The 14,455-nt window shown below is 69.6% G+C and carries 15 protein-coding genes; 5 read left to right on the top strand and 10 right to left on the bottom strand.

From position 1 onward, the window contains the following. Positions 1–128: 128 nt before the first annotated feature. The 10 genes from A3G1_RS0109215 to rpmH form a co-directional block, all read right to left on the bottom strand. Entirely contained in the window at positions 129–866 is a 738-nt protein-coding gene (locus A3G1_RS0109215) for an MBL fold metallo-hydrolase (protein WP_018349188.1), read from the bottom strand. Between the two features lie 127 nt (positions 867–993). After that, complete coding sequence (locus tag A3G1_RS0109210; protein WP_018349187.1) at positions 994–1,620, bottom strand: hypothetical protein; 627 nt, start codon at positions 1,618–1,620, stop codon at positions 994–996. A gap of 311 nt (positions 1,621–1,931) precedes the next feature. Continuing rightward, the gene (locus A3G1_RS0109205) at positions 1,932–2,975 is read right to left on the bottom strand and encodes a ParB/RepB/Spo0J family partition protein (RefSeq protein WP_018349186.1); all 1,044 of its coding nucleotides are present in this window, start codon (positions 2,973–2,975) and stop codon (positions 1,932–1,934) included. After that, on the bottom strand, positions 2,972–4,129 hold the full coding sequence (locus tag A3G1_RS0109200) for a ParA family protein (protein WP_425411378.1): 1,158 nt from the start codon (positions 4,127–4,129) through the stop codon (positions 2,972–2,974). The genes A3G1_RS0109205 and A3G1_RS0109200 overlap by 4 nt, the downstream gene beginning before the upstream one ends. A 510-nt stretch (positions 4,130–4,639) precedes the next feature. Beyond that, the gene (gene rsmG, locus A3G1_RS0109195) at positions 4,640–5,455 is read right to left on the bottom strand and encodes a 16S rRNA (guanine(527)-N(7))-methyltransferase RsmG (protein WP_018349184.1); all 816 of its coding nucleotides are present in this window, start codon (positions 5,453–5,455) and stop codon (positions 4,640–4,642) included. Next, a complete protein-coding gene (locus tag A3G1_RS0109190) occupies positions 5,455–5,988 on the bottom strand; it encodes a Jag family protein (RefSeq protein ID WP_018349183.1) in 534 nt (177 codons plus the stop codon). The genes rsmG and A3G1_RS0109190 overlap by 1 nt, the downstream gene beginning before the upstream one ends. A 67-nt stretch (positions 5,989–6,055) precedes the next feature. Next, on the bottom strand, positions 6,056–6,964 hold the full coding sequence (gene yidC / locus A3G1_RS0109185; protein WP_018349182.1) for a membrane protein insertase YidC: 909 nt from the start codon (positions 6,962–6,964) through the stop codon (positions 6,056–6,058). Next, positions 6,961–7,245, bottom strand: coding sequence for a membrane protein insertion efficiency factor YidD (gene yidD, locus A3G1_RS39515; protein WP_083936823.1), 285 nt, complete (start codon positions 7,243–7,245; stop codon positions 6,961–6,963). Before yidD ends, yidC begins: the two co-directional genes overlap by 4 nt. Next, positions 7,245–7,646, bottom strand: a complete 402-nt coding sequence (rnpA, locus tag A3G1_RS0109180) for a ribonuclease P protein component (protein ID WP_018349181.1) — start codon at positions 7,644–7,646, stop codon at positions 7,245–7,247. The genes yidD and rnpA overlap by 1 nt, the downstream gene beginning before the upstream one ends. A gap of 29 nt (positions 7,647–7,675) precedes the next feature. After that, positions 7,676–7,813 (bottom strand): 50S ribosomal protein L34, encoded by a 138-nt coding sequence (rpmH, locus tag A3G1_RS0109175; protein ID WP_018349180.1) that lies wholly within the window; start codon positions 7,811–7,813, stop codon positions 7,676–7,678. Between the two features lie 258 nt (positions 7,814–8,071). On the opposite strand from rpmH, the gene dnaA reads away from it, so the two are divergent. The 5 genes from dnaA (at position 8,072) to A3G1_RS0109150 (ending at position 14,454) form a co-directional block, all read left to right on the top strand. Next, on the top strand, positions 8,072–9,931 hold the full coding sequence (dnaA, locus tag A3G1_RS0109170; RefSeq protein WP_018349179.1) for a chromosomal replication initiator protein DnaA: 1,860 nt from the start codon (positions 8,072–8,074) through the stop codon (positions 9,929–9,931). Between the two features lie 607 nt (positions 9,932–10,538). Beyond that, on the top strand, positions 10,539–11,681 hold the full coding sequence (dnaN, locus tag A3G1_RS0109165) for a DNA polymerase III subunit beta (protein ID WP_018349178.1): 1,143 nt from the start codon (positions 10,539–10,541) through the stop codon (positions 11,679–11,681). Between the two features lie 230 nt (positions 11,682–11,911). Further along, entirely contained in the window at positions 11,912–12,787 is an 876-nt protein-coding gene (gene gnd / locus A3G1_RS0109160) for a phosphogluconate dehydrogenase (NAD(+)-dependent, decarboxylating) (RefSeq protein WP_018349177.1), read from the top strand. 1 nt (position 12,788) lies between these two features. Further along, entirely contained in the window at positions 12,789–13,919 is a 1,131-nt protein-coding gene (gene recF, locus A3G1_RS0109155) for a DNA replication/repair protein RecF (protein WP_018349176.1), read from the top strand. Beyond that, a complete protein-coding gene (locus A3G1_RS0109150; RefSeq protein ID WP_018349175.1) occupies positions 13,909–14,454 on the top strand; it encodes a DciA family protein in 546 nt (181 codons plus the stop codon). The genes recF and A3G1_RS0109150 overlap by 11 nt, the downstream gene beginning before the upstream one ends. The last annotated feature ends 1 nt before the right edge of the window (position 14,455 follow it).

Below are 14,455 nucleotides of genomic sequence, written 5' to 3'. Positions count from 1 at the left end.
GGTCGGAGCACAAAGCGAACCGCGGCCAGCCCGCCCAACCCGCGCCCAGGCGCCGTTACTCTCGCGACGCCTGCCGGCGCTTCACGGTCAGCCCGNCGGCGTGGTCCGGCCGACGAGCTGCCTGTGACTCATGTTTCACGTGAAACATCAGCCCTCCGGCGAGGCGGCGAGTGGCTGTCCACGAACCAGTCGTACCCCTCCGACAGCAGCCGCTTCGCCATCCCGAGATCGGCCCGGTCACCCGGCTGCCGCAAGTGGTACGGCGGCGGGAAATAGCAGTCCCCCACGAACATGACCGACCCCGGGCCCGGGCTCCCGGCCGTCACGATCGTCGAGTCCGGGGCGTGCTGCCCGCCCACGTGCCGGACCTGCACGCCGCCCGGCAGCTCCAGCCGATCGGTGAAGGTCCGGTCCGGCAGGCGGATCGCGAACCCGTCGTCCGCCCAGTTCTCCAAGCCTGCCCAGCCGGCCATCGCCTGCGCCCGGGCCGTGAAGCTGGGCTCCAGCCGGGGGTCGGCGGCCATCTGCTCCGCCAGGTACCGGTGACTCCACGGCCGGGCGGCCTCCGCAGCCAGCAAGGCGTACCCGCTCTCGTGCCCGATCACCTCCACCCCGTCCCAGGCACCCGCGCCCCAGACGTGATCCCAGTGGTGGTGGGTGTACACCAGCCAGCGCGCGGGCGGCAGCCCAGCCTCGGCGATCGCGGCCTGCACGTCCCTGGCTAGTCCCGGGGTGTACCCGGCGTCGACGATCACCGAGCCCTCCTCGGTCACGATCACGCCGACGCCCGCCTGAATCTTCGCCGGGTCGGGGTCGGCCGGATACAGCCAGGCCTGACCAGCGATGTGTTGCAACGACTCCCTCATCCCTGCACTCTCCCCGTTTTCCAGCCCATGTTTCACGTGAAACATGGCGTCCCATCCCAGCCCCGCAACACAGCACCGGGGCGATGTTTCACGTGAAACATCGCCCCGGTGCTCAGTACTTTCCGGCTCACTCCCCGCCCGGGTCGTTCCCCCAGTCGATCGGCGGCGGGGCGGCGACCGCCCGGCCACCGTGCTCAGCGAGGTACGCCGCGACGAACGCCAGGTTCTCCAGCCACGGCCGCTCCGGCACCGGGGGCAGCACGTCGTCCCACAGCGAGAGGAAGGTTCCCCGGAGCTGCAACTGCCCGTACGGCCGGGCCAGGAACCACAGGTGCAGGTGGGCGGACCCATCCCCCCACCGGTTCACGTGGACCCGGGCCACCCCGTCGAGGCAGCGGATCGCCCGTTCGAGCCGGACAGTCAGCACGCCCATCTCGGTGGCGAGCAGGTTCGGCAGGTCGCCGAGGTCGAGGTGCGACCGGGTCTCCAGCATCAGCACGATCGGCAGGCCGGTCGGGCCGAGAGCCCGGAGCCGCCAGCGCTCGTCGACCCAGATGTACTCCTCGTCGGTGCGCTTGCATGCCGTGCAGGTACTCGGGTCTTCGCCCTCCCGGTCCGGTTCGAGATCGACCGGCGGGTCGAGGGGGCGCACCGTGAAGTCACCCTCGAAAGGAAAGGTCGGCCAGGAGACGAAGTCGGGAAGTCCCTGGGATGAGCGGGTCGGGTCAGGCTGAGCAGGGGTGTCGTCGGCCACATCCGGACCTTAGCCCAGTCGCGCCACCTTGGACACACCGCAGGTGCGACCGGACTTCCGTCACCGTGACGTTTCTCCCGTGGGTGATCGGGTAGGCTGGAGATAAGTCAGTATTCGCCCCGAAATGCCCACCACATCGCGCACCCATCGAGCATCACCACTACAACACCAGATCCACGATAGACAGTCACCACCGCCGCCCCCGGACGCGAGCAGACTCCCGCTTCCCCACCCCGGCCGGCCCCCAAGCCCCGAACACAAAAGAGCCCCGGCGGCCGAAGCCAACCGGGACCCTCTCCTGCCAACCTTGCTCAGTCTTCGTCCGCCGGACGGTCCAGGCCGATCACGCCCACGATCCGCTCCAGGTCGTCCACAGTGGCGAACTCGATCGTGATCTTGCCCTTGCGCTTGCCGAGGTCCACCTTCACCTTGGTGTCGAACCGGTCGCACAGCTTCTCGGCCAGCTCGCTCAGCGCGGGCGCCCGGGGTACCGCGCGCCGCGCCGCCGGGCTCGCCTTCTTGGTTTCCTGCACGCCGAGCGACACCAGCTCCTCGGTGACCCGGACCGACAGGCCCTCGGCCACGATCCGCAGCGCCAGCGCCTCCTGGGCGTCCGCCGAGTCCAGGGACAGCAGTGCCCGCGCGTGCCCAGCCGTCAGGACGCCGGCCGCGACGCGGCGCTGCACCGACGGCGGCAGGTTCAGCAGCCGGATGGTGTTGGTGATCTGGGGGCGGCTGCGGCCGATCCGCTTCGACAGTTCCTCGTGGGTCGCGCCGAACTCTTCGAGCAGCTGCTGGTAGGCAGCGCCCTCTTCGAGCGGGTTCAGGTTGGCCCGGTGGATGTTCTCCAGCAGGGCGTCCCGGAGCAGCGCGTCGTCGGAGGTCTCCCGGATGATGGCCGGGATCGCGGTGAGCCCGATCGCCTGGGCGGACCGCCAGCGGCGCTCACCCATGATCAGCTCGTACTTGCCCTCCCCGGCTTCCCGGACGACGATCGGCTGGAGGAAGCCGACCTCACGGATCGAGGTCTTGAGCTCGTCGAGCGCCTCGTCGTCGAAGATCTGCCTGGGCTGCTTGGGGTTCGGCGTGATCGCGTCGATCGGCAGCTCACGGAACCGCGCTCCCGGTACCGGCGAAAGCTCTTCGGCCGCGACCGGCACGGCCTGGGCGGGCACAGCGGCCTGAGCCACAGAAACCGGGGCAGCGACCTCCTCGACCGAGGCGGAAGCGGTCTCCGGCGCGGGAGCCGGAGGCGCCGGTCGCTCAGCCTCGGCGACCGCCCCGGCGACGGGCCCGGAGGGGATCAGTGCGCCGAGTCCCCGGCCCAGTCCGCCCGGCCGTCGGTTGTTCTTCATGCGCCGCCTCCCAGCTTCGCCCCACGCTGCGCGATCTCCTGCGCCGCCTCGAAGTAACTCGTCGCGCCTCGTGAGCCCGGGTCGTAGGTCATCACGGACTGACCATAGCTAGGCGCCTCGGAAACTCGGACGTTTCTGGGGATAACCGCCTGAAGAACCTTGTCGGCGAAGTATCCGCGGACCTCCTGCTCGACCTGGTCGGCCAGCCGGGTCCGCTTGTCGTACATGGTGAGCAGGATGGTGGAGACCTCGATCCGCGGGTTCAGGTGCGCCTGGACGAGGTCGATGTTGCGGATCAGCTGGCCGAGACCCTCCAGCGCGTAGTACTCACACTGGATCGGGATCATGACCTCCTCGGCCGCGACGAGCGCGTTGACCGTCAGCAGGCCGAGCGAGGGCGGGCAGTCGATCAGGACGTAGTCCAGCTCCTCGGGATACGACTCGATCGCCCGCTTGAGCCGCGACTCCCGGGCCACGACGCTCACCAGCTCGATCTCGGCGCCGGCCAGGTCGATGGTCGCGGGCACACAGGCCAGGTTCGGGATGCCCTCGACCTGCTGGGTGACCTCCCACAACGGGACATTGTCAATCAAAGCATCGTAAATACTGGGCACTCCGGCGTGATGGTCCACGCCGAGCCCGGTCGAGGCGTTGCCCTGCGGGTCGAGGTCGATCACCAGCACCCGGTTGCCGTGCAGGGCCAGGGCAACCGCCACGTTGACCGTGGTGGTGGTCTTACCCACGCCGCCCTTCTGGTTCGCGATGCACATGACCCGGCGGTGGGCCGGGCGGGGCAGCAGGGCGTTGCCACCCGGGTTGAGCACCTTCACCGCCCGCTTGGCCTCCATCGCCAGCGGAAGATCATCGTCAATGTCGGTCGCGCTCGTTTCACGTGAAACATCCCCCATCCGGGGGTGCGGGATGTCGCTGGTTTCACGTGAAACATCGCCGTAGCTGTCGTCCTGCACCGTGTCCGCTCCGCTGGATTCGGCTCCCTGAGCCGCGGGCGACTCCGAATCTCCAGGTCTTCCGGAGGAGTCTGCACCGGATGGGGCCGGCACCGCGTCTCCGCCCGATCGGGGGGCGCTCGGCAAGCCTACGGGGACAGAGCCGTACTCGCCATCGGCGCCCGTACTCGAATCACGACCCGACAGCGAAGTGACAGGTTTCCGGCGGGAGTTTGCTGTGGACTGTCCGCCCTTGCGGGGGTCCATCGTGGTCTTACCGGATTTGCCCGATCGACCATCGCGCCCGGCCGCACCCCGAAGATCAACCCCATCATCCGGTACCGCGCCGTCCACGCCGGCGCCAGCCGGGCCCGCGTCCCTGGCGACGAAACCGCCGTCCCCGAAGTACCTCGGCGCCGGTGCGGAGCCGGACGCCCGCCGGACCTCGATCACCGGCTCGGGCGAGGAGAACGCCACCGCCGGGACGCCACCCTCGGCGCCGGACCCGGCCCCGGGACGCCCGCCAGGAGCCGGCGCACCCGGTACCGCACCGAACGGGGACCTGGTCACTCCCCGGCTCATCCGGCCGGACCGTACCTGCGTCTCGTCAGAGGTGGCGTTGCCGACCGACTCGCTCAGCCGGCCGTCGACGGCGCTGGGCGGCCGTCCTTGCTTTCGTTTCCGGCCCACCGCCATCAGCCCCCCTCGGCGTGTCTGTCACCGGCGTCGGAGCCGGCTGCCCCCTGCTGCGACGACTCGTTCCCTGACCACTTCCACCACGGTCGTGGGCGGCTCCACCAGGCCCTGCCCGCACGTGAGTACCCGGGCGGGCCCGCCGCCCAGCTTGCGCAGGACGTGCTGGTGCTCGGCGATCTCGTCCCCGGCTGACGAACCCTTCAACGCGAGCAGCCTGCCTCCGGCCGCGGCGAGCGGCAGGCACCAGCGGGCCAGCCGGTCGAGGGGTGCCACGGCACGGGCGGTGACCACGTCGGCGGGTGCCACGTCCACTTCCTCCGCCCGGCCCCGGGTCACGGTGACCCCGGTCAGGCGGAGCTGGCTGACCACCTCGTCCAGGAAGGCGGTCCGCCGGGCGAGCGGCTCCACCAGGGTCACCTGGAGATCTGGCCGGGCCACAGCCAGTACGATACCGGGCAAACCTGCCCCAGAGCCCACATCAATCACAGACGCGCCCAACGGGATCAGTTCCCCGAGGACGGCGCAGTTGAGCAGGTGACGTTCCCAGATCCTGGGTGCCTCACGCGGGCCGATCAGGCCACGGATCACGCCGTCGGTCGCGAGCAGCCGCGCGTACTCCTTGGCGGTGTCGAGCTGGTCTCCGAACACCTCGCTGGCGGCAGCGGCGAACTCCTCCGGCAGGCTGCCGTCAGCAGGCACCTCCGGGCTCTCGGCAGCGTCCGTGTTCTCTGCAGCGTCCGTGTTCTCTGCAGCGTCCGTGTTCTCGGCAGCGGAAGAACCCGAAAGCCCGGGCTCGGACGCCATCGCGTTCTCGTCCGGCCCGGGCGAAGTGCTCATCACTCCGGCAGGACGACGACGCGGCGAGCCGGCTCGACGCCTTCGGATTCGCTGCGCACACCGGCGGTCGCGGTGATCACGTCGTGCACGCACTTGCGCTCGAACGCGCTCATCGGCTCCAGCCGGAGGGCCTCACCGCTCTCCTTGACCTTGTCGATAGCGGTCTTGGCGATCGCGGCCAGCTCCTTGCGGCGGGCGTCGCGGAAGCCGCCGACGTCGACCAGCAGCCGGCTCGGGTGACCGGTCTGGTTGTAGACCGCCAGCCGGGCCAGCTCCTGCAGGGCCTCCAGGGTCGCGCCCCGCGGGCCGACCAGGCCGTCCAGCCCGTCACCGACGATCTCGACGAGCGGCCGGCCGTTCTGGACCACCTCGTCGATGTCCCCGTCGTAGTCGAGGATGTCGAGCAGCCCCTCGAGGTAGTCGGCCGCGATCTCGCTCTCCCGGAACAGCGCCTCCGGATCGGCCTGGACCTTGGCCGGCTTAGCGGCGGCCTCGGCGGCCGGTTCGGCCTGTGGCGTGCTCGTGTCGGTCACAGTGTTTATCTCCTACGTTCCGGCGGTTCGGCGCCCAACGCCAGTGGTCTGAAGTTCCTCGGCCCTGCTACCGCCGTGCCCCGCGCTTCTTGGGGTTGGCGGGCTTCACGCCGGGCTTCGGGGCCTCGACGGTGGTGGCGATCGGGGCTGCGGTCTTGGTCTTCTCGCCGACCTTCACGGTGGCAGGCGGCGGCGGGTACTTCTTCAGCACCCAGAACTGCTGGCCCAGGGAGAAGAGGTTGGTGGTGACCCAGTAGATGATCACGCCGATCGGGAACAGGTACCCGGAGATCAGCAGGGTGACCGGGATGCCGTAGAGCATCAGCCGCTGGATCATCTTCTGCTGCGGGTCCTCCGACCATCCGGTCTTGAGGATCATCTGACGGCTGGTCAGGTACGTCGTGACCATCATCGTCAGGATCAGCAGGCCCGACACGATCTTCACTGTCGTGGTGCTGGCGCCCCAGGCGGCGAGCTCACCGGCCGTCGAGCCGAACTTCGCGGAGATCGGCGCGCCGAGCAGCTGGGCGTCGGCTGCGCTCTTGAACTGGGCGTCGGTCCAGCCGTACAGCGTCGTGAGGTTGTTGTCCGGGGTGATCCGGCGCAGGACGTGCAGCAGGCCGAGGAAGACCGGCATCTGGAGCAGCAGGGGGAGGCAGCCCATCAGCGGGTTGGCCTTCTCCTTGCGGTAGAGCTCCATCAGCTCACGCTGGAGGGTCTCCTTGTCGCCCTTGTGCTTGGCCTGGAGTTCCTTGACCTTGGGCTGGATGGCCTGCATGGCCCGCTGGGAGCGGATCTGCTTCACGAACAGCGGGAAGAGCAGGATCCGGACGGTGATCACCAGGAAGACGATGGCGAGGATCCAGGACCAGTTCGTGCCGATCACCTTGGTGGCGGGCACACCGATGCCGTCCCAGAGCTCGTGCCAGCGCAGGAGCAGCCACGAGATGCCCCAGTAGATCCAGTCGAGACTCACGTCACGGCTCCAGTCGCATCGCCAGGGTGGCGGCCGCCCGGCAGGGGCACCGGGTCATAGCCGCCTGGGTGGAATGGTTGGCAGCGCAGCAGCCGCCAGAGCGTCAGCCGGATCCCCCGCAAGGCACCGTGCGTAGCCAACGCCTCCAGAGCGTAGGCACTACAGGACGGGTGGAACCGGCAGCGCGCCGGCAGCGCCGGGCTTACCCATCGACGGTACGCGACGATCGGGAAAGCCAGTAAACGGGCTGCGAATGTCGTGGGAAACGGCACGGCGGCCATCACGCGCCTCCTCGCTGCCTGCGCGGCGCCTGTGCCGCGGCGAGCGCCTCGTCGAGATCAACACCCATCTTCTCGTACGAGCGGGCCGCGGCGCTCGGCAGCGCCCGCACGACGAGCGAGCTGCCGGGCGGCAGGCCCTCCAGCCGGGAGCCGACCAGGGCGCGCAGCCGCCGCTTGACCTTGTTACGGGTCACGGCGTTGCCGACGGCTTTGGACACGACGAAACCCGCCCGGGGCACTGGGAGGCCCTCCGGGCGGGTTTCCGACGCTGGCGATACTGCTTCCGGCTCTGGCGCGGGCGCCAGGTGCACGACGAGCGAGCCCCGGCTGGCCTTGCGGCCAGAGCGGACGGTCACGCTGAACTCGGCGCGGCGGCGCAGCCTGGATGCGGCGGGCAGCACTACACGGCTCAGCAGACCGGTCGCAGGACCTAGGCGGAGAGGGTCTTGCGGCCCTTGCCCCGGCGGGCGGACAGGATGGCACGGCCGGCCCGGGTGCTCATGCGCAGCCGGAAGCCGTGGGTCTTGGCGCGCCGGCGGTTGTTCGGCTGGAAGGTGCGCTTGCTCACGTCACGGGCTCCGTAGTCTTGAGTACTTCAGAAACAGGTGCGGGCATGCCGCGCCGACCAGCATAGCCCAGGGTCGAAGTCACCGACCCTTCAGGGTAGGGCGCTGGCCAGGTGTTGTGCCTCACCGGGATGTGCGAACACGCCGGTCTCCGGCCAGTTTTCCACAGGCTCGGCCCTGTTGTGGCACCGGTACGGAGCCTGTGGAAAACTCATCACTCGCAAGTCAACACCAGGTATTCAACCCAGGGAGGCGCGGCCGTGACCGACAATCCGGTCGACCTCGCGACGGTGTGGACCTCGGCGACGGACGAGCTCTCCGACGGCCTGATCTCACCACAGCAGCGGGCGTATCTGCGGCTCACCAGGCTCCGCGCCCTGGTGGAGGACACTGCTCTGATCTCCGTCCCCGACACCTTCACCCGGGACGTCATCGAGACCAAGCTCCGGCCGGCCATCACCGAGGCGCTGTCCCGCAGGCTGGGCCGCCCGATCCAGGTGGCCGTGACCGTCCGCCCGCCGGACCCGGCCTCGGCTCCCGACCAGGCCCAGGCGGCTCCCGCGCCGGTCACCTCTTCTCCTGTGCTTCCCGGTGCCCCGGCCGCGGCACCGGTTCCAGTTCCGCCGGTCTACGAGGCTCCGGTGCCGATGGCCCCGCCGGTCGTGCCCGACCCGGCTCCGATGCCGCACGCCGTCCAGGCCGCCCCGGTCAACCCGGCAGGGTTGCTGCCGTTCGACCCGGCGCCCAGCCAGGCCGCGGTGACCGAGCAGCCGAGCCCGTCCCGTGCGCGGCGTACCCGGCGGCCAGACGCCCCGGTGTCGCACGTGGACGGCCAGCCCCAGGCCGTGGCGCTGCCCGGCCTGACGAACCCGGTCGAGTACGACCAGGTCATCGCGAACCACGCCACGGCCGACGCGCTGGAGGCCGAGCGGCGCGGCCCGGCAGCCCTGGAGGGTGCCGCGGGCGGCAAGCCACCGATCAGTACCGCTGGCAGCGCCCAGTCCGCCGCCGCCCGGGCCGCCGACGCCCCGCATCCCGGCGACTACGTCCGCCGCAACGCCGGCCGGGACCCGAAGGCCGACAACGGGCTGTCCCGGCTCAACCCGAAGTACATGTTCGAGACGTTCGTGATCGGCTCGTCGAACCGGTTCGCGCACGCCGCGGCGGTCGCCGTGTCGGAGTCGCCGGCCAAGGCGTACAACCCGCTGTTCATCTACGGGCACTCCGGGCTGGGCAAGACCCACCTGCTGCACGCGATCGGGCACTACTCCGTGACCCTCGGCAACGCGCGGTCCGTCCGCTACGTGTCCACCGAGGAATTCACCAACGACTTCATCAACTCGCTGCGGGACGACAAGACGAGCGCGTTCCAGCGCCGGTACCGCGACGTGGACATCCTCCTGATCGACGACATCCAGTTCCTGGAGAACCGGGAACGGACCCAGGAGGAGTTCTTCCACACCTTCAACACGCTCCACAACGCGAACAAGCAGATCGTGATCACCTCCGACCGCTCGCCGCGCCAGCTGGCGACCCTGGAGGACCGGCTGCGTACCCGCTTCGAGTGGGGCCTGCTCGCCGACATCCAGATGCCCGACCTGGAGACGAGGATCGCGATCCTCCAGAAGAAGGCGGCACAGGAGCGGCTGTACGCCCCGCCGGAGGTACTGGAGTTCATCGCCTCCCAGATCTCCTCGTCGATCCGGGAGCTGGAGGGCGCGCTGATCCGGGTGACGGCCTTCGCCAGCCTGAACCGGACGTCGGTCGAGCTGCACCTCGCGGAGGAGGTCCTGCGGGACCTGATCCCGGAGGGCGAGGGCCCGGAGCTCTCGGCCGACCAGATCATGCACGAGACCGCCGAGTACTTCGGGGTGACCGTGGAGGACCTGCGCGGCCACTCGCGCTCCCGGCTGCTGGTCGGGGCCCGCCAGGTCGCCATGTACCTGTGCAGAGAGCTGACCGACCTCTCACTGCCCCGGATCGGGGCGGCGTTCGGCGGCCGGGACCATACGACGGTGATGCACGCCGACCGGAAGGTCAGGCAGCAGATGGCCGAGCGGCGCTCGCTGTACAACCAGATCGCCGAGCTGACCAACCGCATCAAGCTCCAGGCTCCGTGATGGGCACGGCACAAGGCGAAGGCTGCCGAGTGCCGGAGAGGCCCCAGACGGACACCACGAGCCCCATCCGCACCTCCGGCACCCGTGCCGTCGAGCGGTCCGGGCGTCGGCTGTGGACGGTGGCCGGTTCACGTTTCCCGCGCATTCGATCCACGTACACCTATGGGTTGAAGATCGCTGTTCCACAGCCTGTGGATAACTCTGTGGACAACCCTGTGGATAGCCTGTGGATAACCCTCAAGATCTGTGGAAAACAGCGGGGTTTCTGTGGACAACCTTGTGGACAGTGTTATCCACAGATTGGGGAAAACCCTGTGGATATCCTGTGGATAACTAGCCGTTTCCTGTGGACAGATTGTGGACAACGGAGGGCCTGTGGAAAAACCCCTAGGTTCTCCACAGGTTCGTCCACAGGTTATCCACATGGCATCGACGCTTCTCACCTGGGAAAACGTGAGTTATCCACAGTATCCACAGGACCGACTACTACTACGAGTACTTCTCTAAAGAAGAAAAAGATCAAGAACGGGCTGGGGAAAAGCTGTGGAGAACCGCTCTCCGCGCCTGCGCAGCCAAGCTATCCAAGGCAATCGATGAAGGGGGCAGCATGAAGTTCCGGGTAGAGCGAGACGCGCTCGCCGAGGCAGTGGCGTGGACAGCCAAGAGCCTGCCGAACCGCCCGCCGGTTCCGGTGCTCGCCGGTGTGCTGCTGCGGGTCGCCGACGGCCACCTGACGGTGTCCGGCTTCGACTACGAGGTGTCCAGCCAGGTGCGGGTCCTGGTGAACGCCGAGTCCGACGGCGTGACCCTGGTGTCCGGCCGCCTGCTCGCCGAGATCACCAAGGCGCTCCCGGCCAAGCCGGTCGACGTGGCTGCTGTCGGCTCGCATCTGGAGCTGACCTGTGGCAGCGCCAGGTTCACCCTGCCGACCATGCCGGTCGAGGACTACCCCACCCTGCCGGAGATGCCTCCTACGGCCGGTCAGATCGACGCTGCGGCCTTCGCGGCCGCTGTCGCACAGGTCGCCATAGCCGCGGGCCGTGACGACACCCTGCCGATGATGACGGGCGTCCGGCTGGAGTTCGAGGGCGAGACGCTCACGATGCTCACGACCGACCGGTTCCGGCTTGCGCTGCGCGAGCTGACCTGGAGCCCGGCGGAGCCCGGTGCGAGCTTCCAGGCGCTCGTACCGGCGCGGACGCTGGCCGACACCGCCAAGACGCTCGGCCCGCTCGGTGGCAACGTGACCATCGCGCTCGCGGCCGACGGCGTCGGCGAGGGCATGATCGGTTTCGCTGGCGAGGGCCGGCGCGCCACCAGCCGCCTGCTGGACGGCGACTACCCGAAGCTGCGGTCGCTGTTCCCTGACGCGTACAACGCCCAGGCGCGGGTCAAGGCCTCGTCGCTGGTCGAGGTGGTCAAGCGTGTCGCACTGGTGGCGGAGCGCTCCACTCCGGTCCGGCTCAGTTTCAGCGAGGACGGCCTGGTCGTCGAGGCCGGCGGTACCGAGGACGCGCGGGCGAGCGAGGCGCTGGAGTGTGAGTACTCCGGCGAGGCGATGACGATCGCGTTCAACCACCAGTTCCTGCTCGACGGCCTGTCGGTGCTGGACGGGCCGGTCGCGGTGCTGTCGTTCACGAACCCGATGAAGCCAGCCGTGCTGTCGGCGAGCGCCGAGGACGGCAACTCCGACGCCGACGCTAAGGCCGCCTACCGGTACCTGCTGATGCCGATCAGGCTCAACTCGTAGCCGGCTGGGCGTGCGGGCTGCCTGTGGTCGTGGGAGGGCTGCCGGGGGACGTGGGTTCCCCGGCAGCCTCACGCAGCGGGTACAAAAATAAAGATCTTGATTTGGGGCTGGGGTAAAACAGCGCTTCTGGCGCTGTAACAGCGATCTAGCGACCTCGCTCCGCGCGGGCAGAGGGCAGGGCTAGGCTCTGTGGGCGGATCACTGCCAAGGGAACTGCTGAGGGGGCGGACATGCAGCTCGGGCTGGTCGGACTCGGGAAGATGGGCGGCAACATGCGCGAGCGGCTCCGCCGCGCCGGGCACGACGTCGTCGGCTACGACCGCAACGCCGAGATCTCCGACGTCGCCAGCCTCGCCGAGATGGTGCAGAAGCTCGCGGCCCCGCGTGCCGTGTGGGTGATGGTCCCGCACGGCGACCCGACCCGGCAGACCGTCGAGGAGCTGCGCGAGCTGCTGGACGATGGCGACATCGTCATCGACGGCGGTAACTCCCGCTTCACCGAAGACGAGGCCAACGCCGCCCACCTGGCCACCAAGGGCATCGGCTACATCGACGCCGGCGTGTCCGGCGGCGTGTGGGGCCTGGAGAACGGGTACGCGCTGATGGTCGGCGGTTCCGACGCCGACGTCGCCCGGCTGATGCCGATCTTCGAGGCGCTCAAGCCCGCCGGTGACTCCGGCTTCGTGCACGCCGGCAAGGTCGGCGCCGGGCACTACGCGAAGATGGTGCACAACGGTATCGAGTACGGCCTGATGCACGCCTACGCCGAGGGCTACGAGCTGCTCGCCGCCTCCGAGCACGTCACCAACGTCCCCGAGGTGTTCGCCTCGTGGCGCGAGGGCACCGTCGTCCGCTCCTGGCTGCTGGACCTGCTGGTCAACGCCCTCCAGGAAGACCCGGAGCTGGCAGGCATCAAGGGCTACGCCGCCGACTCCGGCGAGGGCCGCTGGACCGTCGAGGAAGCCATCCGGCTCGGCGTGCCGCTGCACGTGATCTCCGCTTCGCTGTTCGCCAGGTTCGCCTCCCGCCAGGACGACTCCCCGGCGATGAAGGCCGTCGCCGCGCTGCGCAACCAGTTCGGCGGCCACGCGGTGAAGAGCTCCTGACTTGCACGCCCGGCATCTCGAACTCATCGACTTCCGTAGCTACGAGAAGCTGACGATCGAGCTGGAGGCCGGGCCGAGCGTGTTCGTCGGCCCCAACGGCCAGGGCAAGACCAACCTGCTGGAGGCCCTGGGCTACGTCGCGACGCTCGGCTCGCACCGGGTCGCCGCCGACGCGCCGCTGGTCAGGTCGGGCGCCGAACGGGCCATCGTCAGGTCAACGGTGGTCAACGACGCCCGCGAGCTGCTGGTCGAGCTGGAGATCGTGCCAGGCAAGGCCAACCGCGCCAGGCTCAACCGCGCGCCGGCCACCAGGCCACGAGACATCCTCGGCGCGCTGCGGATGGTGCTCTTCGCACCAGAAGACCTCTCCCTGGTACGCGGTGACCCGGCCGAGCGCCGCCGCTTCCTCGACGAGCTGCTCGTCGCCCGGCAGCCGCGCTACGCCGGCGTCCGCTCCGACTACGAGCGGGTCGTCAAACAGCGCAACGCTCTGCTGCGCACGGCGTACCTGTCGCGGAAGACGGGTGCCGGTTCGCGCGACCTGTCCACACTGGACGTCTGGGACAACCACCTCGCCCAGCACGGCGCCGAGCTGCTGGCCGGGCGGCTGGAGCTGGCCGCGGAGCTGCGCGCGCCGATGTCCAGGGCGTACGAGGCGGTCAGTCAGGGCAAGGGGCACGCAGACATGGCGTACTCGTCGAGCCTCGGCGATGACCTGCCCGCCGCCAACCGCAGCCTCCTGACGGCCCAGCTGCTGGAGGCCCTGGCCCAGGCGCGTACCCAGGAGATCGAGCGCGGCGTGACCCTCGTCGGCCCGCACCGCGACGAGCTGAAGCTGACGCTGGGCGACCTGCCGGTCAAGGGGTACGCGAGTCACGGCGAGAGCTGGTCGTACGCCCTGGCGATGCGCCTCGCCAGCTTCGACCTGCTCCGGGCCGGCGGGATCGAGCCGATCCTCGCGCTCGACGACGTCTTCGCCGAACTCGACACCGGCCGCCGCGAACGCCTCGCCGAGCTGGTGTCCACGGCCGAGCAGACCCTCGTGACCTGCGCCGTGGCCGGTGACGTGCCCGCGGCGTTGCAGGGCGCGCGCTACGACGTCCACGAGGGCGAGGTCCGGCGTGTCCTCTGACCCTTCCTCCTCGCCCGGTCCTGCGCGCGGCGCGGAGCCGCTGCGCGGGCCGGATCTGGCCCGGGCGGCGCTGGACGCCGCCCAGAAGCGGGCCGTCGCGCGCAAGACAGCCCAGAAGCAGGCCGGGCTGCCGCCGGAGCGGCGCAAGCGCGGGTACACGGCAGCGGGGCCAGACCCGCGTGACCCGCAGCTGCTCGGCTCGCTGCTCGGCAAGCTGATCAAGTCGCGCGGCTGGCAGCGGCCCAGCGCCGAGGCCAGGGTCTTCGGCGAGTGGTCCCGCGTCGTCGGGCCGGAGATCGCCGCGCACTGCAAGCCGGTCAAGCTCGACAACGGTGAGCTGACGATCGAGGCGGAGTCGACGGCCTGGGCCACCCAGCTCCGGCTGATCGCCGCCAAGCTGGTCGCCCAGATCGGCAGGGAGACCGGGCACAACGTCGTCCGCCGGATCAACGTGCACGGGCCGAGCACCGGCCGCGGGTACCAGGGGCCGCGCTGGGTGCGTGACCGGCCGGGGCCGCGTGACCAGTACGAATAAC

The sequence above is a fragment of the Longispora albida DSM 44784 genome (genome assembly GCF_000379825.1).
In the GTDB taxonomy this organism is placed as follows: domain Bacteria; phylum Actinomycetota; class Actinomycetes; order Mycobacteriales; family Micromonosporaceae; genus Longispora; species Longispora albida.
This window is presented reverse-complemented; position numbering and strand designations above follow the sequence as displayed.

What these genes read in the sequence shown, in the direction of transcription:
- A3G1_RS0109205 (WP_018349186.1), bottom strand. Translation starts at nt 2,975, where the DNA reads ATGAAGAACAACCGACGGCCGGGCGGACTGGGCCGGGGACTCGGCGCA.
- yidD (WP_083936823.1), bottom strand. Translation starts at nt 7,245, where the DNA reads ATGGCCGCCGTGCCGTTTCCCACGACATTCGCAGCCCGTTTACTGGCT.
- rsmG (WP_018349184.1), bottom strand. Translation starts at nt 5,455, where the DNA reads ATGAGCACTTCGCCCGGGCCGGACGAGAACGCGATGGCGTCCGAGCCC.
- A3G1_RS0109215 (WP_018349188.1), bottom strand. Translation starts at nt 866, where the DNA reads ATGAGGGAGTCGTTGCAACACATCGCTGGTCAGGCCTGGCTGTATCCG.
- gnd (WP_018349177.1), top strand. Translation starts at nt 11,912, where the DNA reads ATGCAGCTCGGGCTGGTCGGACTCGGGAAGATGGGCGGCAACATGCGC.
- dnaN (WP_018349178.1), top strand. Translation starts at nt 10,539, where the DNA reads ATGAAGTTCCGGGTAGAGCGAGACGCGCTCGCCGAGGCAGTGGCGTGG.